At 62.7% G+C, this 18,236-nt stretch carries 21 protein-coding genes; 9 read left to right on the forward strand and 12 right to left on the reverse strand.

The annotated features are described in order from the left end of the window. Nucleotides 1-951: an ABC transporter substrate-binding protein gene (locus G0P99_RS18040; protein ID WP_164131873.1), complete on the reverse strand. Its 951-nt coding sequence runs from the start codon at nucleotides 949-951 to the stop codon at nucleotides 1-3. A 255-nt stretch (nucleotides 952-1,206) separates the two neighbouring features. Here G0P99_RS18040 and G0P99_RS18045 point away from each other — a divergent pair, with 255 nt between their 5' ends. Both G0P99_RS18045 and G0P99_RS18050 read left to right on the forward strand, forming a co-directional pair. Continuing rightward, nucleotides 1,207-1,614, forward strand: coding sequence for a PaaI family thioesterase (locus tag G0P99_RS18045; RefSeq protein ID WP_164131874.1), 408 nt, complete (start codon nucleotides 1,207-1,209; stop codon nucleotides 1,612-1,614). 51 nt (nucleotides 1,615-1,665) lie between these two features. Beyond that, nucleotides 1,666-2,328: a DNA-3-methyladenine glycosylase I gene (locus G0P99_RS18050; RefSeq protein ID WP_164131875.1), complete on the forward strand. Its 663-nt coding sequence runs from the start codon at nucleotides 1,666-1,668 to the stop codon at nucleotides 2,326-2,328. A 55-nt stretch (nucleotides 2,329-2,383) separates the two neighbouring features. On the opposite strand, the gene G0P99_RS18055 is transcribed toward G0P99_RS18050, so the two are convergent. Continuing rightward, entirely contained in the window at nucleotides 2,384-3,976 is a 1,593-nt protein-coding gene (locus G0P99_RS18055; RefSeq protein ID WP_164131876.1) for an arylsulfatase, read from the reverse strand. Between the two features lie 236 nt (nucleotides 3,977-4,212). On the opposite strand from G0P99_RS18055, the gene G0P99_RS18060 reads away from it, so the two are divergent. Next, nucleotides 4,213-4,893, forward strand: coding sequence for a hypothetical protein (locus G0P99_RS18060; protein WP_164132017.1), 681 nt, complete (start codon nucleotides 4,213-4,215; stop codon nucleotides 4,891-4,893). A gap of 64 nt (nucleotides 4,894-4,957) precedes the next feature. Here the strand turns inward: G0P99_RS18060 and G0P99_RS18065 are convergent, their stop codons facing one another. Genes G0P99_RS18065 through G0P99_RS18075 form a run of 3 tightly spaced genes read right to left on the reverse strand, consistent with a single transcriptional unit; the run spans nucleotide 4,958 to nucleotide 6,169 of the window. Then, nucleotides 4,958-5,365, reverse strand: a complete 408-nt coding sequence (locus tag G0P99_RS18065) for a cytochrome c (RefSeq protein WP_164131877.1) — start codon at nucleotides 5,363-5,365, stop codon at nucleotides 4,958-4,960. Nucleotides 5,366-5,378: 13 nt separating this feature from the next. Continuing rightward, nucleotides 5,379-5,774 (reverse strand): cytochrome c, encoded by a 396-nt coding sequence (locus G0P99_RS18070; RefSeq protein ID WP_164131878.1) that lies wholly within the window; start codon nucleotides 5,772-5,774, stop codon nucleotides 5,379-5,381. Nucleotides 5,775-5,800: 26 nt separating this feature from the next. Beyond that, a complete protein-coding gene (locus G0P99_RS18075; protein ID WP_164131879.1) occupies nucleotides 5,801-6,169 on the reverse strand; it encodes a cytochrome c in 369 nt (122 codons plus the stop codon). Between the two features lie 117 nt (nucleotides 6,170-6,286). On the opposite strand from G0P99_RS18075, the gene G0P99_RS18080 reads away from it, so the two are divergent. Then, complete coding sequence (locus tag G0P99_RS18080; protein WP_164131880.1) at nucleotides 6,287-6,724, forward strand: DMT family transporter; 438 nt, start codon at nucleotides 6,287-6,289, stop codon at nucleotides 6,722-6,724. On the opposite strand, the gene G0P99_RS18085 is transcribed toward G0P99_RS18080, so the two are convergent. From G0P99_RS18085 to G0P99_RS18095, 3 genes are all read right to left on the reverse strand, one after another. Beyond that, nucleotides 6,708-7,394: an ABC transporter ATP-binding protein gene (locus G0P99_RS18085; RefSeq protein ID WP_164131881.1), complete on the reverse strand. Its 687-nt coding sequence runs from the start codon at nucleotides 7,392-7,394 to the stop codon at nucleotides 6,708-6,710. The genes G0P99_RS18080 and G0P99_RS18085 overlap by 17 nt on opposite strands. Continuing rightward, on the reverse strand, nucleotides 7,387-8,673 hold the full coding sequence (locus G0P99_RS18090) for a lipoprotein-releasing ABC transporter permease subunit (protein WP_164131882.1): 1,287 nt from the start codon (nucleotides 8,671-8,673) through the stop codon (nucleotides 7,387-7,389). The genes G0P99_RS18085 and G0P99_RS18090 overlap by 8 nt, the downstream gene beginning before the upstream one ends. A 120-nt stretch (nucleotides 8,674-8,793) precedes the next feature. After that, nucleotides 8,794-9,189 (reverse strand): MerR family transcriptional regulator, encoded by a 396-nt coding sequence (locus G0P99_RS18095; protein ID WP_164131883.1) that lies wholly within the window; start codon nucleotides 9,187-9,189, stop codon nucleotides 8,794-8,796. 79 nt (nucleotides 9,190-9,268) lie between these two features. On the opposite strand from G0P99_RS18095, the gene G0P99_RS18100 reads away from it, so the two are divergent. Together G0P99_RS18100 and G0P99_RS18105 are read left to right on the forward strand one after the other, a co-directional pair. Beyond that, nucleotides 9,269-9,673, forward strand: coding sequence for a hypothetical protein (locus G0P99_RS18100; RefSeq protein WP_164131884.1), 405 nt, complete (start codon nucleotides 9,269-9,271; stop codon nucleotides 9,671-9,673). Nucleotides 9,674-9,856: 183 nt separating this feature from the next. After that, complete coding sequence (locus G0P99_RS18105; protein WP_164131885.1) at nucleotides 9,857-10,210, forward strand: hypothetical protein; 354 nt, start codon at nucleotides 9,857-9,859, stop codon at nucleotides 10,208-10,210. A gap of 42 nt (nucleotides 10,211-10,252) precedes the next feature. Here G0P99_RS18105 and proS read toward each other — a convergent pair whose 3' ends face one another. Together proS and G0P99_RS18115 are read right to left on the reverse strand one after the other, a co-directional pair. Then, nucleotides 10,253-11,647 carry a proline--tRNA ligase gene (gene proS, locus G0P99_RS18110; protein WP_164131886.1) on the reverse strand — a complete coding sequence of 465 codons (1,395 nt, stop codon included), beginning with the start codon at nucleotides 11,645-11,647 and terminating at the stop codon, nucleotides 10,253-10,255. A gap of 314 nt (nucleotides 11,648-11,961) precedes the next feature. Further along, nucleotides 11,962-12,774 (reverse strand): helix-turn-helix domain-containing protein, encoded by an 813-nt coding sequence (locus G0P99_RS18115; RefSeq protein ID WP_164131887.1) that lies wholly within the window; start codon nucleotides 12,772-12,774, stop codon nucleotides 11,962-11,964. Between the two features lie 134 nt (nucleotides 12,775-12,908). Here G0P99_RS18115 and G0P99_RS18120 point away from each other — a divergent pair, with 134 nt between their 5' ends. From G0P99_RS18120 to G0P99_RS18130, 3 genes are read left to right on the forward strand one after another with little or no spacing between them, the layout of a single operon-like run. Then, complete coding sequence (locus tag G0P99_RS18120) at nucleotides 12,909-13,976, forward strand: AI-2E family transporter (protein WP_164131888.1); 1,068 nt, start codon at nucleotides 12,909-12,911, stop codon at nucleotides 13,974-13,976. Then, on the forward strand, nucleotides 13,977-14,660 hold the full coding sequence (locus tag G0P99_RS18125; protein ID WP_164131889.1) for a chromosomal replication initiator DnaA: 684 nt from the start codon (nucleotides 13,977-13,979) through the stop codon (nucleotides 14,658-14,660). It begins immediately after the preceding gene. A 49-nt stretch (nucleotides 14,661-14,709) separates the two neighbouring features. Then, nucleotides 14,710-16,254, forward strand: a complete 1,545-nt coding sequence (locus G0P99_RS18130) for a Ppx/GppA family phosphatase (RefSeq protein ID WP_164131890.1) — start codon at nucleotides 14,710-14,712, stop codon at nucleotides 16,252-16,254. 215 nt (nucleotides 16,255-16,469) lie between these two features. Here the strand turns inward: G0P99_RS18130 and G0P99_RS18135 are convergent, their stop codons facing one another. Together G0P99_RS18135 and G0P99_RS18140 are read right to left on the reverse strand one after the other, a co-directional pair. Next, nucleotides 16,470-17,252: an SDR family NAD(P)-dependent oxidoreductase gene (locus tag G0P99_RS18135; protein WP_164131891.1), complete on the reverse strand. Its 783-nt coding sequence runs from the start codon at nucleotides 17,250-17,252 to the stop codon at nucleotides 16,470-16,472. Nucleotides 17,253-17,262: 10 nt separating this feature from the next. Beyond that, nucleotides 17,263-18,225, reverse strand: a complete 963-nt coding sequence (locus G0P99_RS18140) for an LLM class oxidoreductase (protein WP_164131892.1) — start codon at nucleotides 18,223-18,225, stop codon at nucleotides 17,263-17,265. Nucleotides 18,226-18,236: the final 11 nt, after the last annotated feature.

The following is an 18,236-nucleotide window of genomic DNA, read 5'->3' on the forward strand; positions in this document are numbered from 1 at the left end:
TCACTTGGTTGCCGCATCGACGACGGGGCGCCAGCTGCCCTCGTTCTCGGCCATCCATGCGGCGACCACATCCTCGACCGAGCCGCCATCGACGTCGATCTTGCCCATCATCGGCTGCTGCGCCTCGACGCTCAGCTGATAGTTGGACAGGATTTCATAGGCCGCTGGCCATTTTTCGGCAAAGCCGGACCAGGACGCCTTGAAGATACGGCTGGGCGCGAAGTCGCAGTCGTTCACGGCATTCGGGTTCGGGCCCCAGGCCGGATCGTTGAAGCATTCCTCGTTGCCCACCGGCAGATCGACGAATTTGACGTCATAGGCCGACATCGCCCAATGCGGCTGCCAGAAGGTGATGAGCAGCGGCGACTTGCGCTCGGTCGAGGCGCGCAACTCGGCAATCAACGCCCCTTCGGACCCTGCCGGAACGGCCTTGATCGGCAGGTCGAACCCGGTCATCCGGTCAGCCCCCGGCGTGCCCCAGTCTGCGGGATAGTCGACCAGCCGGCCCATCGGGATAGTTTCGGCGGTGGCAAACACCTGCGCGCAATCCTTCAGTGCCTCCCACGCGGGCAGTCCCGGGCACAGGTCGGCAACATGCGCCGGATAGGCAATGCCTTCGCGCGCATTCAGGCCGAGGTCGCCGATTTCGACAACGGTCCCCTCCGAGATTTTCTTTGCGTATTCGTCGGACACGTTCGACGACCAGATTTCCAGCGTCGCGTGAATGTCGCCATCCGCCAGCGCCTGGAACTGGTTCATCATGCCTGCGGTCACGTATTCGACCTTGTATCCCGCCGCCTTGAGCATCTCGCCCGCGACATGGGTGGTGACGTGCTGTCCGGTCCATTCATTGATCGCCAGCTTGATCGGCTCGTCTGCAGCGCCCATGTCGGCGGCCTGCACGGCACCAGCCAACGCGGTCAGCGCGATTCCCAGTCCGATGGTCTTCATCCTCAGTCTCCCTGTTTCTTTGGTTCGCTAAGTATCCGTCCTGCATCGCCAGCTGTCACGCCAGATGTTGCAGTCGGTTATTGATTGACCAGTCAATAACATGGTTTCAGGCACTTTTGTCGAGATTTTTTTGCAGATGCCCGCCTTGAGGACCCCGGAAACGCAACTTGGCTTGATCGCGATGGGCGCCTATCCTGCGCAAAACGTCACTCTTCAGAGGCAGGACATGACCCCGATTAAAGGAACACCCACGGTATGCTAACCGTCGAATCCGCCGAACAAATTCTCGACGAGAACTTCGCCAAATGGGTCCGTGCGCTGGACCTGACCGTGATCTCCATCGACAAGACACATGCGCTGATGCGGATGCCGCTTGCCGAACATCTGGCGCGGGTGGGTGGGATCGTGTCAGGCCAGGCTCTGGCGGCACTGGCCGACACCACGATGGTGCTGGCCGCAGTCGCGCATGGAGATAGCTTCAAACTCTATGCGACCACAGACCTTCATACCCAGTTTCTGCGTCCGGGCACGGGTACGGCTATCCTGTGCCGGGCCGAAGTTGTGCGTGCTGGCAAGGCGCTGGTCTTTGCCCGCGCCAACATGACCGAAGAGACCAGCGGCAAGCTTGTGGCGACGGCGACCGCCACTTTTTACGCTCCTTGAGCAGAACTACGGTCGGCACTGTGGCGAAAAGAGCAGGAAAGGAGATCGGACATGCACCATTTCGATGAAATCTACGACCTGGCCGCTGCGCGCCACGGCGGCAAGGCCGCGCTGGAAGGAAGACTGCAAAAGCCGAAAAGCCCGGATGAGCTGACCGCAATGCCGGATGACCGCTGGCTCTCGGTCATTACAAAGTGCATCTTTCAGGCTGGCTTCAACTGGAAAGTGATCGAAGCCAAATGGGACGGGTTCGAGGCGGCCTTTGACGGGTTCGACATCGGCCGGTGCGCATTCATGGATGACGAGAAGTTCGATGCGCTGCTCGTCGACTCCCGGATCGTGCGTAACGGAACAAAGATCGCCACTGTGCGGGACAACGCCGCCTTTCTCCTTGAGCTGCGCCAGGACGGCGGCGCGGGCAAGGTGTTGGGGACCTGGCCCTCATCTGACTATGTCGGCCTGCTCGACATGCTCAAGACCCGCGGTGCGCGGCTGGGCGGAACAACGGCCCAATACGCGATGCGCTTTGCCGGCCGCGACAGTTTCATCCTGTCGCGGGACGTGACCGCCCGCCTGTTCGCCGAAGGGGTGGTCGACAAGCCGCCAAGCTCCAAGAAGGCGATGGCGCAGGTGCAAGCGGCCTTCAACACCTGGATGGAGCAATCCGGACGGTCGCTGACCGAGATTAGCCGCGTTCTGGCGATGAGCCTCTGACCAACAGAAAGGGCGGACGCAGGTTGGCCGCCCTTCTGTCTGTTTCTATTGGCGTTTACTGCAACGCCTTGGACAAGAAATCCTCAACCACATTCGACATGTCAAAGGACGCCCCGCCCTGAACCGGGGGATACTCTGCCAGAGACTGTAGATGCTGCCCCAACAGCACGTTCATGGGCTGGAACAGCCACGAAACCTTTTGGATCAGGTGACCGTAGGAATCCGTGCTGTCATAACTTTCGAACGGGTCCATACGCAGGTTGAACACGCGCGGCATCGAATGGGCGACGATGTCTCCATAATAATCCTCGCGGGTGATGAAGTGGAACTTCCACGGCCCCATCCGAACGGCTGCCAGCATCCCTTCGTAATAGTGAAAGATATGGTTGCGGGCCGAGGCCGCCGCTTCGCCTGTCCAGTACGGCAGGTTGTTCACCCCGTCGATGACCTGCTGCTTTTCTTCCATCACTTCGGCGGCCACATCTTCCATACCCGCGGCCGCCGCCAGAGACGTGAACATGTCCTGGTGGCCCTGGATACCGTTCAGGACCCTGCCTGCTTCAATGACGCCGGGCCAGCGCAGCATCGAGATCACACGAACGCCCCCCTCCCATGTCGTCATTTTCTCGCCGCGGAATGGTGTCGTCGCACCGTGCGGCCACGAGGAGTGCTCGGGCCCGTTATCGGTCGAATACCAGACGATGGTATTCTCGGCGAGGCCCTGCTCTTCGAGCCAGTCGAGCACGAGCCCGATATCATGGTCATGCTGAAGCATGCCCGATCCGTGGTAGTCGGATTCCGACGTATACTCTTCGGCCGCATACCGCCATTTGTCGTCCAGCCGGGTATACAGGTGCATCCGGCTCGTATTCAGCCAGACAAAAAACGGCTCGTCGGCCTCTTTCGCACTTGCCATGAAGTTCTGTGCAAGCGGGATGACTTCGGCTGAATCGAAGTTTTTCATCCGTTCCTGGGTCAACGGTCCGGTGTCTTCGATCGTCTGCATCCCCACGCGGCCAAATCGGGGCTGTTCCGTCGGATCGTCGGTTTCGCTGGCAAAGCTGTGGATCACGCCGCGCGTCCCGAATTGCGCCTCGTATTCTTCCAGACTGCCGGAAAATTCCTTGCCGAAACGCTGATAGTCACGCTGCTCGGCTTCTTCCTGCGTGTTCAGGTGATAAAGGTTGCCGAAAAATTCGTCGAAACCGTGGACCGTCGGCAGGTGCTCGTTACGGTCACCAAGGTGGTTCTTGCCGAAATGGCCGGTACGGTACCCGATCTGCTTTAACTGTTCTGCCAAAGTCGGCGAGGCAGCTTGAAGCCCCAGCGGAGAGCCCGGCTGGCCAACCGTCGTCATGCCTGACCGAATTGGGTATTGGCCCGTGATGAATGCGGCGCGGCCAGCCGTGCAGCTGGGTTGCGCATAATGGTCGGTAAACCGAACTCCCTCTGCGGCGATCCGGTCTATGTTGGGTGTAGTGTATCCCATCGTTCCCATCCCGTAGGCGGAAACGTTCTGCCATCCGATATCATCACCCCAGATGACGAGAATATTGGGTTTGGCACTGTTTTCCTGTGCCCACGCGGGAACCAGGTGGACCATTGAAATCAGGGCCAGTGTCGCGATACTTCGAAGCGGCTTTCTCATTGGCATAACTCTCAGTTTTTGGACATCAAATCGAGGCTCAATGAAAAAACGTTAGCGCACGCTTCATGGACTTCCATATGGAACGAGAAGAATTTTCCGTCTCCTTTCGGCAGGCCAACCAAACTGGACGGAGCATCCTTTGTCCGACGTGTCCGGCTTCCGACAATGCCTGCTTTTTGAGCGGAATGGAAAAACATCTTGCAGGGATCACGCTTGCGACTAGGGTCTGAACCATGATGCTGCGTGCGCTTTTCCTGATCCTTCTGGTTGCGGCCTGCGGCCGCCCGCTGACCGATTCCGAGCGCAATTTTGCGTCCCGCCTGCATGGGACAGCACTGGATCTGGACCGGGTCCGCCTGGTCGAGGGCGCACCGGTGGGCGCGGTCACCTTCCATCGCAAACCACGTCCCCGTGTGACCTGCCGTGAACGTATCCTGCCGCCAACAAAAGAAGAGATCGTGACCGCCAAACCGGCGGCCGTGACCCTGTTCCAGAAGGTGTTTTTCACCAAGGACTGGTATCTGGAAGACTACCTCCCGAACTATCCCGAACGCATGCACCTCGTTGCCGCGATGCTGCTGGCCCACGAACTGACCCATGTCTGGCAATGGCAGAACCGGCATGTGACGGGGTACCACCCGCTGCGGGCTGCCGCCGAACACGGCGCCAGTGACGATCCTTACCTGTTCGAGCTAGAGACCTCGCCCGATTTTCTGGACTACGGGTACGAACAGCAAGGCGCAATCGTCGAAGAATACGTCTGCTGTCGTGCACTGGCGCCCGAGGCGGCCCGCACCAAGCGGCTGCATGGCATGCTGTCCGCAGCCTTTCCGGTATCCGACCTGCCGCGGTCGTCCCGTGAAAGCGATGTCTTGTTGCCCTGGAAGGGGGCGGAGCTCAAAGGAATCTGCGACTGAGCCTTGAGCCGTGTCCGCCATGCAGAGGTCATCGGGGTTCCCGCGCCACCCCCGGCGGATGTTGTTACCCTGCGTCTGCGACCTGAATGCTTTCCAGATAAGCCAGCAGCGCCGCCAGCGGTCTGGGTGTCGGGGTCGGCACCCCGTCGATATCGACGGGCACCAGTTCGCCTTCGAGCAGGGACCCGAATTCTGGCATCACGGTCGCAGAAACCTTGCCATGCCCGTAGCCGTCGATCTTGGACAGGATCTCGGCACGCGGAAACTCGCCATCCCGCCGCGCCGCGATTCCGGTCAGATCAGGAGCACTCTGCCCGCCAGAGAGCGTCGCGCCCTGCCCCCGGTAGTCGTGGCAGGCCACGCAATTGGCGGCAAAAATTGCCTCTCCCTCTGCCGGGCCGGGCATCGTATCCTGAACCGAACAGGCCGCCACCGCCGCAGTCAGCATCAGTACTCCGACAACTCTGCGCATCCGTTTCCCCTCTTCAGCGGTCTTGTAGTGTTTGGATATACGCCAGCAGATCGACAATCGGCTGGCTGGTCAACATCGGCTGTCCGGTTTCGGTCTTTACCGCGATATCGCGGCCTTCGAAATAGGGGCCATAGACCGGCATCGGGCTGCCGTGGCTGACCAGCGGATCGCGTCCGTCGATACGGCGCACCACACGCGCGACGGGAAACGCGCCATCACCCTGAAGGGCGGTGAGGTCGGCGGGTTGTATCACAAGAACCCCGGCCATCGGCCCCTGCCCGGTCGCTTCGATCCCGTGACAGGTTGCACAGTGATGCAGATAGAGCTGTTCGCCTTCTGCCGCATCCTGCGCCAGACCCGCTGTCCCCGATACCATCACGGCCAAGGCCGCCATCAAAGCTTGTTTCATTTGGTCAGATCACTCCCTTTTCGAGATCACAGGTCCTGTATCGTTTCAAGGTATTGCGCCAGATCAAGCAAGGGAACCGGTGTTTCGATCCTCTCGCCATCCGGCGCCTCCCACAAGACGGTCGGCCCCGCCAGTTCCCCGGCGAAATCGGGCATGGTTTCCGTATGCGTCTTGCCCGGATACCCAAAAATCGCCGCCATCACCCGCTTTGCCGGAAAGACTCCTTCGTTGGCGGCTGCCAACCCGCGCAGGTTTGCCGGAGGAACCGGCAGTCCGGCGCTTTGTGGCCCATCTCCCGATCCGGTCACTCCGTGACAGGAGGTGCAGTTTCGCGCAAACAGGCGTGCGCCACGATCATCGGGCGTGGGCGCGCAGGCCGCAAGCAAGACTGTCATCAGAACAGCAATCCGCATCGCAATACCGTTTCCGCCCGCACCCATGTTCAGCCTTGTGCATCCCTGCTGCCAAGGCAATGATCCAGATCAACACCTGTCTCAGACGCGGAACGAACCATGCCCCACTATGCTGCCCTCATGCTGATCGCCGGGATCGGCATCCCGGTTCTGGCCGCGCTGAATGCCGCGCTGGGAAAGATCATCGGGTCTCCGACCACGGCCGGGGTCGTGCTGTTTGCGGTGGCCTTTGCCGCATCGGCGGCGCTGATGCTGCTGGTTCCCGGGCCGCAGGCGCTGACCAAACTGGGCGGCGCGCCGCGTCACCTGTTTCTGGCGGGGCTTCTGGTGGCCTTTTACGTGTTGTCGATCACCCATGTCGCCCCACATTTCGGAGTGGGAAACGCGGTGTTCTTTGTCTTACTCGGACAGCTGATCTCGGCCGCCGCCATCGACCATTTTGGCTTGTTCGGCGCTCAAGTCAGCCCGCTGGGCCTGACCCGCGCGGGTGGCATCGCCCTGATGGCGGCCGGGGTCTGGCTTACCCAGCAGGCGTAAGCCGTCCATCGTCCAGCCGCAGTACCCGGTCCATCCGGGCCGCGAGATCCATGTTGTGCGTCGCGATCAGCGCCGACAGACCGGTGCCCCGCACCAATTCGAGCAGTGCATCGAACACCTGCTCCGAGGTCGCAGGATCCAGATTGCCGGTGGGTTCGTCCGCCAGCAAGAGGCGCGGTGCATTAGCCAGCGCCCGGCAGAAGGCCACGCGCTGTTGCTCGCCGCCAGACAGGGCGGCCGGGCGGTGCGTGGCCCGTTCGGCCACGCCGACGCGGGTCAGCAGATCGGTCGCGCGGGCCTGCGCGGCGCGTTCCGAGACCCCGTTGGCGAGTTGCGGCAGGGTCACATTCTCCAGTGCCGTAAACTCAGGCAGCAGGTGGTGGAACTGATAGACGAAGCCCACGTCCTGCCGCCGCACGATGGTGCGCGCCCTGTCGCCGCGGCCGGACATGTCCTGTCCCGCAATTTCGACCTGCCCCGCGTCAGGCACATCCAGCAGGCCCGCGATATGCAGAAGGGTTGATTTACCCGCGCCAGAGGGGGCCACCAGGGCCACCATTTCGCCCGCGTGCAACTCCAGATCGGCACCGCGCAGCACCCGGACCTCGCCGGGCGTGCCGGGCAGATAGGTCTTCTCGATACCGCTCAGGCGCAGGGTCACGTCACTCATAGCGCAGCGCCTCCACCGGGTTCAGCCGGGCCGCGCGACGGGCCGGGAAATAGGTCACGACAAAGGAAAGCCCCAGCGACAGGCCCGCCGCCTTGAGCACGTCGGCAAGCCGCAATTCGGCGGGCAAGGCATAGATCCCGCGAATGGCCGGGTCCCAGACGCCGCCGCCCATAACATAGTTTACAAAGGAAAAAATCGGGTCGATATAAATCGCGAAGAGGCAGCCCAGCGCCACGCCCAAAGCGGTGCCGATGATGCCGGTGAAGGCGCCGCAGATGAAAAACACCCGCAGGACCGAACCCTCGCTCAGTCCGATGGTGCGCAGGATGCCGATGTCGCGGCCCTTGTTCTTGACCAGCATGATCAGGCCCGAGACGATGTTCATGGTGGCGATCAGCACGAGGATCGAGAGGATGATGAACATCACGTTGTCCTCGACCTCGAGCGCGCGCAGGAAACCGCCCGAGGCATCCTGCCAGGTCCAGACCTGCGCGCCTTCGCCTGCGGCGGTCAGGATCGGGATCAGCACCCGGTCAAGCGCCTCGGGCTCGGTCACCATGACCTCGATCTCATCGGCCACGCCCTCGCGGTTGAAGTAGCTCTGCGCCTCGGCAAAGGGCATATAAACCCGTGTTCTATCAATATCATAGCGCCCGGCGGAGAAGACATAGACCACCTCGTAGGCATTCACCCGGGGCGAGGTTCCCATCGGTGTCCGGGCGCCGTTGGGCGAAATGAGCTTGATGCGGTCGCCTACGGTGATGCCGAGTTCGCGGGCGATGCCGGAGCCGATTGCGATGCCTTGATCGAAGCGGGAGAGGTCGCCGTAGGAGCGGTCGTTGCCGACAATGCCGGGCAGGCCGGCGAGGTCGGCGGCGGCGATGCCGAAGACCTCGACGCCTGCATTGCGGGACTGGGCCGAGGCCATCACCTGGCCCTTGACCAGCGGTGCGGCACGGGTCACGCCGGGCACCTGAGCTACCCGCGCGGCCATTTCCGAATAGTCGGCAATGGTCCGGTCGACCTGGCCATTTTCCCGGATTACCCCGCCATTATAAACGGTTACATGGGCATTTGCCCCCAGGATGGTGCCCACGAAATCGGAGCGAAAGCCCGAACGCACCGCCAGTGTCGCGATCAGCGCGAACACCGCCAGTGTGATACCGATCAGGCTGATCCAGGTCATCACGCTGACGCCGCCCTCGGCCCGGCGGGCACGGAGGTAGCGCCAGGCGATCTTCCACTCGAAAGGGGCAAAGGGTGCCGGTTGTCTGGCCATGTCTGGCTCCTGCTCGTTTGCGGGCGATGTACGGCGTTTTGACCGTTTTGTACATGGTCTGAACCCGCAATGTGCCGTTTTGTACGTCGCGAATGCAGGGTTCACAAAGCCCCACGGCGGTCATCCGCGCAACGTGCGCCTGCGGCGGAGAGCGGGCGCGCGCGGCCGGTCCAGCCCCAACGGGCAGGCATCGGCAAGGCGGGCGGCCAGCAGCGCGCGCAGATCGGTGAGGGCCGAGATGCGCCCGTCGATCTCGGCCAGTTTGGCGGTCAGTACCTCGGCCACCTGGTCGCTGCTCAATCCACCGGAAAGTCCGCGCAACAGCCCGCCGATTTCCGCCAGCGAAAACCCCAGCCCCTGTGCCTGGCGGATCAGCCGGACCAGCGCCTCGGCCTCGTCAGAGAAATCGCGATAGCCGTTGGGCCAGCGGTCGGCCTGGATCAGCCCTTGCCGCTCGTAAAGCCGCAAGGCGTCACAGCTGACGCCGGTGCGTTCCGCCAATTCTCCGATCCGCATGAAACCCTCTTGACCTTGGATCTAGGTCCAAGGTTTAGAGACCGGCGCATTCAACGTCCATATGCAAAGGATCTGACGAATGCTGACCCCTTCCCGTTTCCACCACATCTATCGCCTGTCGGCCTGGTATGACCTGGCCGTCAGCTGGCCCTATGCAACGCCGCTGACCCTGTCGCTGTTCTGGAACCTGCTGAGCGTCGCGCATGACCAACTGGGGCTGGCCGCTCTGCCCGCCCTGTCCGTCTACGCGGTGCTGTTTGGAAACTTCTTTGGCAGCGTGGTGGTGGTCTGGTCGCTGGTGCGGCTGGTCCATGACGACCCGCGATTTGCGCGGTACGATGCAGCCGGGCGCTGGCTGTTTTCGGCCTGGATGCTGAACGCGCTCTGGGCGGGGGCAAGCCCGCTGTTGTGGCTGTTTCTCGTCATCGAAGTGAGTTTTGCGATCCTGCAATCGCTGCCGCTGCGGCGCGAATTACCGGCGTAAGCCATGGTTCGGGGTTCGGCGGCCGTTTCCGGGTTGGAAACATTGTGGCCAACAAGTCGCAATTTGCCACCGAAATACCCCGGATTTTAACCAAAATTAACACGCCGGACAGGCAGGTTTTGAATCAGCAATCCAACACTGCCAGCATTGCAAGACTTGGGGGGCATCGCGAGAGAGGTGCTCATGAACGCGATAAAGACCATGCCAGTGGCGGCGCCGAACGGGTCCGCAATGATCGACTGCGAAACCGCGGCGCTGATCCGGGCGGTGATGTTGCCGCTGTTCGAGGCCGCGCAATCCTGGCCTGAACTGATCGACGCCATGCAGAAACGCGGCTATGGCCTGGCGTTTCGTGGAGGTGCGTTTTGCATCACTGAATCGGAAACCGGTGCCCGTCTGTGCGGGTTGCGATTTCTGGGCCTGACCATGGAACACCTGATCGACCGGTTGGGCCGGCCTTGTGTCAAGGCCGCCCCGGGCGGAACGGCGGACGGGTACCTGATGCGTAACCCGCCCGTCCGCGCCGCAATGCACTGAGGATCCGGGCCGCTGGCGGCCCGCCCCCTTCTCTTGAGCGTTTTACAGCCAGGTGTGGAAGGACCGGCCCGCCATCGGTTCCTCGCGCGCGAGATGCGGATGGTGCGGCGCATAGATCTCGGCCACCTTCTTCACCGCTTCTTCCGGGCTCAGCTCGACGCTTTCGCCGGTCTTGCGACTGGTCAGTTCCACCACCCCGTTTTTCAGCCCGCGCGGACCGACGGTGATGCGCCACGGCAGACCGATCAGGTCCATGGTGGCGAACTTACCCCCGGCCCGCTCGTTGGTGTCGTCATAGAGCGGTTCGAGCCCGATGGCGGTCAGCGCGGCATAAAGCTGATCACAGGCGGCGTCGGCCTCGGCATCGCCCTGTTTCAGGTTGACGATGCCGCAATGGAACGGCGTCACGCCCTCGGGCCAGATGATGCCCTTGTCGTCATGGCTCGCCTCGATGATCGCACCGATCAGGCGGGACACACCGATGCCGTGGCTGCCCATGTGGACCGGAACCGGCTTGCCATCGGGGCCTTGTACGGTGGCGCCCATCGGGTCGGAATATTTGGTGCCGAAATAGAAGATCTGGCCAACCTCGATGCCGCGCGCGCTGCGGCGGCGTTCCTCGGGGATCTGGTTGAACACCGCCTCGTCATGGGTCTCATCCGTGCGGGCGTAGAGCGAGGTGAACTCCTCCATCACCGCGCGGCACTGCTCGACGCTGTCATAGTTGATCTCGCGTTCGCCCAGGCGGATATCGGTCACCTTGCTGTCATAGAAGACCTCGGACTCGCCGGTCTCGGCCAGCACCAGGAATTCATGAGTGTCGTCGCCGCCGATCGGGCCGGAGTCGGCGCGCATCGGGATCGCCTGAAGGCCCATCCGCTCGTAGGTGCGGATATAGCTGACCAGGTGGCGGTTGTAGGAATGCAGCGCGTCCTCTTTGGTGAGGTCGAAGTTGTAGCCGTCCTTCATCAGGAACTCGCGGCCGCGCATGACGCCGAAGCGCGGGCGGATCTCGTCGCGGAATTTCCACTGGATGTGGTAAAGCGTCAGCGGCAGGTCCTTGTAGCTGCTGACATGGCCGCGGAAGATGTCGGTGATCAGCTCTTCGTTGGTGGGGCCAAAGAGCATGTCGCGCCCGTGGCGGTCGGTGATGCGCAGCATTTCCTCGCCATAGTCATCGTAGCGGCCGCTTTCGCGCCAGAGATCGGCCGATTGCAGCGTGGGCATCAGCATCGGGATGTGACCGGCGCGGATCTGTTCCTCGTGCACGATGTTTTCCAGCTTGCGCAGCACCTTGAAGCCAAGCGGCAGCCAGGAATAGATGCCGGCCTGGGCCTGTTTGATCATGCCGGCGCGCAGCATCAGGCGGTGGCTGACGATCTGGGCCTCGGAGGGGTTTTCCTTGAGAACGGGCAGAAAGTATCGCGACAGGCGCATCGGGCAGTGTCTTTCGTGAAGGAACGTTGCAGAGCGGTCTAAGACAAAGGTCCGCGACAGGCAATCGCCGTGCGGTACTTCGGGGCGCGGGTTTGGGTGTTTTTTGCACGGTTCGGGGCGGATAAGGCGCCGGTCCCTGGGGAAGGACCGGCGCTGTTGCCTCACCGGGGAAATGTCCCGGTTCTCAAGACCCGAAGGGGAAGGCACCCGGAGACAGGCGGTAATGTCCTGCCGGGCACCCGTGGGTCCTGAGTTCACTCACGAAGCCGTGACAAGGTGCATGGGCGCATGGCCCCGGGCGAGTGCGGAAATCCTCATCGTGACAGGGCGGGGTCATGGTCGGGACCGGCGAACATCTGATTCAGCAGCGCCGCCTTGCCCACGGCCTGGGCGGTGGTTTCGACCCCCAACGTGTCGCGCGCCTTGCGCATGTGTTTCTCGATGGCGCTGAGCGACAGGCCGGTCAGAACCTGGATGTCCTGCATGGTCTTGCCGTCGGCCACCCAGTCCAGCAGCTCGCGCTGGCGTCGGCTGAGGCGGCCGCCCGGCACCGGCAGCGGCAGTTGCGAGATCTTGAGATGGGCCATGTTGCAGAGCGCCAGCACCGCGGCCGAAACCTCGGGCCAGCGGGCGTCGAGCGCGGCCTGGCTTTCGCCCGCCCCGGCGGCGAGGCCCATGGCGCCCTTGCAGCGGCGGCCGCCCTCGGCGAAGCTGACCGAGATGCCGGCACGGCGGCGGCTGGTCGCCATCTCGTCCATCGCCGCGCATTCATCGGGCGAGAGCCGACCGGCGGCGCGTTCGGCATGGACCCAGCCCCACGACACCGCACCCACGTTTTCCAGCACCCAGCGGTATTCGGCGGTTCTGCGGTAGAGGCCCGAGGTGTGATGCGCCCGCACCCGGTCCAGCGCGTGGGTGCTGAGAAACAGCACGTCCTGCGGATCGCCGATGCTGGTGCCCACCCGGCCCCGGGTGAGTCCATAGTTCACCCGCTCGAATCCGAACCGCCGCAGGCCCGCGACCAGCAGTTCCCAGACGGTGCCGATATCGGTTGCCATTGCGATCCTGTTGACCTGGTCCAGAACGTCTTGCGCCTGTTCTGCCTGCCGGTCTGCGCGGCTGCTCATTCCCTCTCCTCAACCCGTTACCCGAAACGCCGCGATCCGGGCGGCCAGGGTCATGGTTCCCGAAGGAAGGAATGCTTGCAAGCCCCGCCCGCATCGGCGAAAACCGAAATCGGACCCATCGAACCGGAGGCGGCATGTCTTTGCCAGTCAAGGACCAACTGAGATACTGGGGCATCGTGGCGGTGGTGATCGTCCTGGTGCTGTATCTGCTGGGCGACGTGCTGTTGCCGTTCGTGATCGGCGGGGCGATCGCCTATTTCGTCGATCCGGTCGCCGATCGGCTGGAAAAATGGGGCCTGTCGCGCAGTGCGGCCACGGCGGTGATCACCATCGCCTCGGTCCTGCTGTTCGTGCTGACCATGGTGATGATCGTGCCGGTACTGGTGGCGCAGATGATCGACCTGGTGAATACGCTGCCGCAGCTGTTCCAGGATTTTCGCACTTTTGTGAGCACCCATTTCCCCTCGGTCCTGGACCGGGGGTCGAATGCGCATCAGATCATCGCATCGGTCGGCGAGATGTTGAAATCGCGCACCGGCGAGTTCCTGCAAACCATCGCCGGATCGGTCGGATCTGCGGTCAACGTCGTGCTCTTGCTGGTCATCGTGCCGGTGGTGTCGGTCTATCTGCTCTTGGACTGGGACCGGATGATCGCCCGGATCGACCAGCTTTTGCCGCTGGACCATGCGCCGGTAATCCGGCGCCTGGCCGGAGAGATCGACGCGGTGCTGGCCTCGTTCGTGCGCGGCATGGGCACGGTCTGTCTGATCCTGGGCACCTATTATGCGGTGGCGCTGATGTTGGTGGGGCTGCAATTCGGCCTGGTGGTGGGGCTGATCGCCGGTCTGGTGACCTTCATCCCCTATCTGGGCGCACTGATCGGCGGCGCACTGGCCATCGGTCTGGCGCTGTTCCAGTTCTGGGGCGACTGGTTTTCCATCGGGCTTGTGGCCGCGATTTTCGCCATTGGGCAGGTGGTCGAAGGCAATCTGCTGACGCCCAAGCTGGTGGGCAGTTCGGTCGGACTGCATCCGGTCTGGCTATTGCTGGCGCTGTCGGTATTTGGCGCGCTCTTTGGCTTTGTCGGCATGCTGGTCGCGGTGCCGGTGGCCGCCGCGCTGGGCGTTCTGGCCCGCTTTGCCACCGCGCAATATCTGGGGAGCCGCCTGTATCGCGGGCTGGCGGGACAGGACACGGAATAGATGGCCCGACAACTCAGCTTCGACCTCCCTGCGATGACCGCGCTGGGGCGGGAAGATTTTTTCGTCTCGCCCGCCAACGCGCTTGCGGTGGCAATGATCTCGGCCCATGTCTGGCCCGGCGGCAAGCTGGTGCTGAGCGGCCCCGTGGGCGCGGGCAAGACGCATCTGGCGCATGTCTGGGCGGCCGAGACCGGCGGTCGGATCGTGGCGGCGGCCGAACTGACCGAAGAGATGATTCCCGATCTGGCCGCGGGGCCGGTCGCGGTCGAGGACGTGCCCGCGATTGCCGGGGACGGGGGGCGCGAGGCGCTGCTGTTTCACCTGCACAACATGACGCTGGCGCAGGGGCATGCGCTGTTGATGACCGGACAGTCGGCGCCGGGGTTCTGGAATCTGACCCTGCCCGACCTGACAAGCCGGATCGAGGGCGCCCAGCATGTGGCGCTGGAGCCGCCCGACGATGCACTTTTGGGTGCGGTGCTGGCCAAGCTGTTCATCGACCGCCAGCTTTATCCCGGGCCGGAAGTGATCGCCTATCTGGTCAAGCACATGGACCGCAGTTTCGAGGCCGCCGCACGCACGGTCGCGGCGCTGGACCGGCTGGCGCTGGCCGAGCGGCGCGAGATCACCCGGGCGCTGGCGGTGCGGGTGCTGAACGAAGGTGCGGCGGGAGAGCGCAATTGACCGGGGCGGAGCGATCCCGCATCCTGCGGCAAGCAAGACTGAGGGCCAGATGAACCAACCTACGGAAGCGACCCTCCCGGAGTGGGGGCCCTTTGGCCGCCCCCTGTTCAATGATCCCAGCGCCCGCGCCCTGTCGCGAATCGGGGTGGTCGATGTGGGCTCGAACTCGGTCCGGATGGTGGTGTTCGATGGCGCCGCCCGGTCGCCTGCCTATTTCTACAACGAGAAGATCATGTGCGCCCTGGGTGCGGGCCTGTCCGAATCCGGCAGGCTGAACCCCGAGGGCCGGGTGCGGGCGCTGGCGGCGCTGCGCCGGTTCCAGCATCTGGCCGGCGATCTGGACCTGCCGCCGCTGGCCGCGGTGGCCACCGCAGCGGTGCGCGAGGCCGAGGACGGGCACGACTTCTGCGCCGAGGTGCTGCGCGAGACGGGGCTGAAGATCCAGGTGATCGACGGCGACGAGGAGGCGCGGCTGTCGGCGCAGGGGGTGCTGTTGGGCTGGCCCGGCGCCTATGGGCTTATCTGCGATATCGGCGGGTCATCGATGGAACTGGCCGAGATCGCCAACAACCAGGTGGGGCGGCGGGTGACCTCGCCGCTGGGTCCGCTGAAGCTGCGCGACATCAAGGGCGGCCGCAAGGGGCGCAAGGCGCATATCAAGCAGGTGATGGGCGAGTTGAAGGCGCAGCTGGGGCCGCAGCGCGACCGGCTGTTCCTGGTCGGCGGCAGCTGGCGGGCGATCGCGCGGATCGACATGCTGCGGCGCAACTATCCGCTGAAGGTGCTGCACGAATACCGCATGACCGTGCGCGACGTGCATGAGACGGTGAAGTTCATCGAGAACTCGGACCTGGAGAAGCTGCGGAGCAAGACCGGGCTGTCCTCGTCCCGGATATCGCTGGTGCCCTATGCGATCGACGTGCTGACCCGGTTGATCCGCGAGTTCAAGCCGAAGGATATCGCGATTTCCTCTTATGGGATCCGCGAGGGGCTGCTGTTCGAGCAGATGCCGCAGCGGCTGCGCGACCGCGATCCGCTGATCGAGGCGAGCTATTTCGCCGAGGCCAAGGATGCCCGCCTGCCCGGCTTCGGCAAGCAGCTGTTCGAATTTGTGATGCCGCTGTTCAAATCCGCCCCGCCCGCGCAGGTGCGGCTGATCAAGGCGGCCTGCCTGCTGCATGATGTCAGCTGGCGGGCGCATCCCGATTACCGCGCCGAGATCTGTTTCGACAACGTCACCCGTGCCAACTTGGGGGGGCTGAAACATTCGGAACGGGTGTTCATCGGGCTGGCGCTGCAACACCGCTATCGCAACAAGCGCGAGGGCAACCGGTTCGACCCGATCTATGCGCTCTTGGACGAGCGGAGCCAGACCCAGGCGGAGACCCTGGGCAAGGCGATGCGGTTCGGAGCGATGTTGTGGCTGAAGCGCGACGCGAGGATGGGGCGGCTGACCTGGTTCCCCAAGAAACGCAGGCTGGAACTGCACCTGCCGAAAGAGGCGGCGGCGCTCTTTGGCGAAGTGGCCGAGGCGCGGTTCCAGTCGCTTGTTTCTGCGCTGGGGGCGACGTCCGAGGTGTTTATCGAGGAGTGAGGGGCGTTTGGCCGAGACGCCGGAGCGCCCAGGACAGTGAACCGCGCGGCCGGATTGCGTTACAGCGGACCTTGCAGCGACTTGCCGCGAAAGTCGGCCTCGAGCCCAAAGTAACAAATGCTGCGCGGCGCACGAATGTCGGTGATGCCGAGGCCCATCCGCGATATCGCTACGCTTTCGACAGATGGTAGAGGAAAGCCAAACCTTTGACCTGTCTAATCGGCAATCTCTGCTTCTATACCCTCAATTACGCCCGCGACCTTCGCGGCAACGGCGGCGTCTGGATGGGGCTGGGCGAATTGCCCACTATCATTGTCGAAATACTGCCCCGACGCGGTCGCGAACTCATCTGCTAAAGCCGCACGTATGAGAATATCGACGCCGATATTCAGGTCGTTGCCGGATGTGCCGAACCCCTCGCGGACCATCTTGGTCGCAAGAAGCGAGCCGGGATTGACCGCGACCGAAACCGGCCCGTGGGGATGTTTCGATGCAAATTCTTGGCTCCACATCGTCAGAGCGAGCTTGCTTTGGGCATAGGCCTCCATATCTTGCAGCTTTCGCTTGCCTGCCAAGGCGTCAAAATCCACCGGCGCTTGAGCCGCGGAGGACAGATGCACCAAACGGCCGTCCTCTGGCATGATCGGCAGCAGGAGGTTTGACAAAAGAGCTGGTGCAAAGGCGTTGACGACAAAACGCACGTCCATGCCATTGCTCAAAAGCGGCTGCGATGTCTTGAAGACGCCAGCGTTGTTGATCACCACGTCAATCCGATCATAGGTCTTTATCAGATCACGCCCCATCAGTGCGACTTGCGACAGTTCCGACATATCCGCCTGAACGGTTGATAGGGTCGCGCCAACCTCGGCTTTCAGCTGCTCGAGTTTCTGAGCATTTCGACCATGCGCGATGATGTTGTGCCCTTGGCGCGCCAATGCGATTGCGGTTGCACGGCCAAGGCCATCGGTCGCACCTGTAATAAGAATTGTCTTTGTCATGATCTGTTCCTTATTTGAATACTGGCAGGACATGTTCGGCCAAGTCATCAAGAGTTTGTTCGACGGGGCTGGCACTGAACCGCAAGTTGAGTGCCACATGGCTCACGCCGATGTGCTCAAGCTGCCTGAGATATTGCACGAGCGTGCGGTGGCCAGACCGGAATCCAAGATGGATGGGGCTGGGCGGTTCGTCGGGATCTTCGGCGAGATCGATGTAAAGCGGTTGCAGGACAGGTTTCGGCGCCTGGCCTAGATCAGCCGACCGCGCCCGCCAATCCTGCAACACGCGATCCTGTGCCACGCCGGGGCGCGGATAGATCATCCAACCGTCGCCATTCCGCGCGATCCAGTCAGGCGACTGGCGGCTTGATCCGGTGATCAGCATAGGAAGCTTAGGTCCGACCGGCTTGGGCAGCATATCGATTGATGCGTCGACTTTGCCGAACCCATTTTCGATCTGCGGGGTGCCCGTACCCATGGCTCGAATGTAATCAAAGCTGTCGCGGAAAGCTTCGCTCCGCGCATCAAAATCGCTGTTCATTGCCGGGTATTCTTCGGGGCGATCCCCAGACGCCACGCCAAGGATCAGCCGACCGCCTGATAAAACATCGGCAGTTGCTGCGGCCTTGGCCACATGGGCGGGGTGGCGTAGCGGCAGGATGATACTGGCGACGCCCAAGGCGATATCGGTTGTTTTAGCCGCCAGATAGCCAAGATAGGCGAAGGGATCAAAAAGTTGTCCCGCATCGCCGAAACTTGGGACGTTGAAAGGCACATCGCGCAGCCAGACAGCCTTGAAACCGAGCCTTTCGGCAAGTTGAATGCGGTCGAGGTGGTCGGCCATGTCGGGCACAGGGCTCTGCCCGTATTGCGCGATTGGTACCACAAGCCCGATGCTCAGACGCCCGTTCTGAAACGTTGCATTGTAGCCGCGATTGATTCGCTCAAACGGCATACTGGTCTCGTCGCGCATGGCTGCTCTCC

It is taken from the genome of Ruegeria sp. PrR005 (assembly GCF_010500245.1).
GTDB classification, from domain to species: Bacteria; Pseudomonadota; Alphaproteobacteria; order Rhodobacterales; family Rhodobacteraceae; genus Ruegeria_B; species Ruegeria_B marisflavi.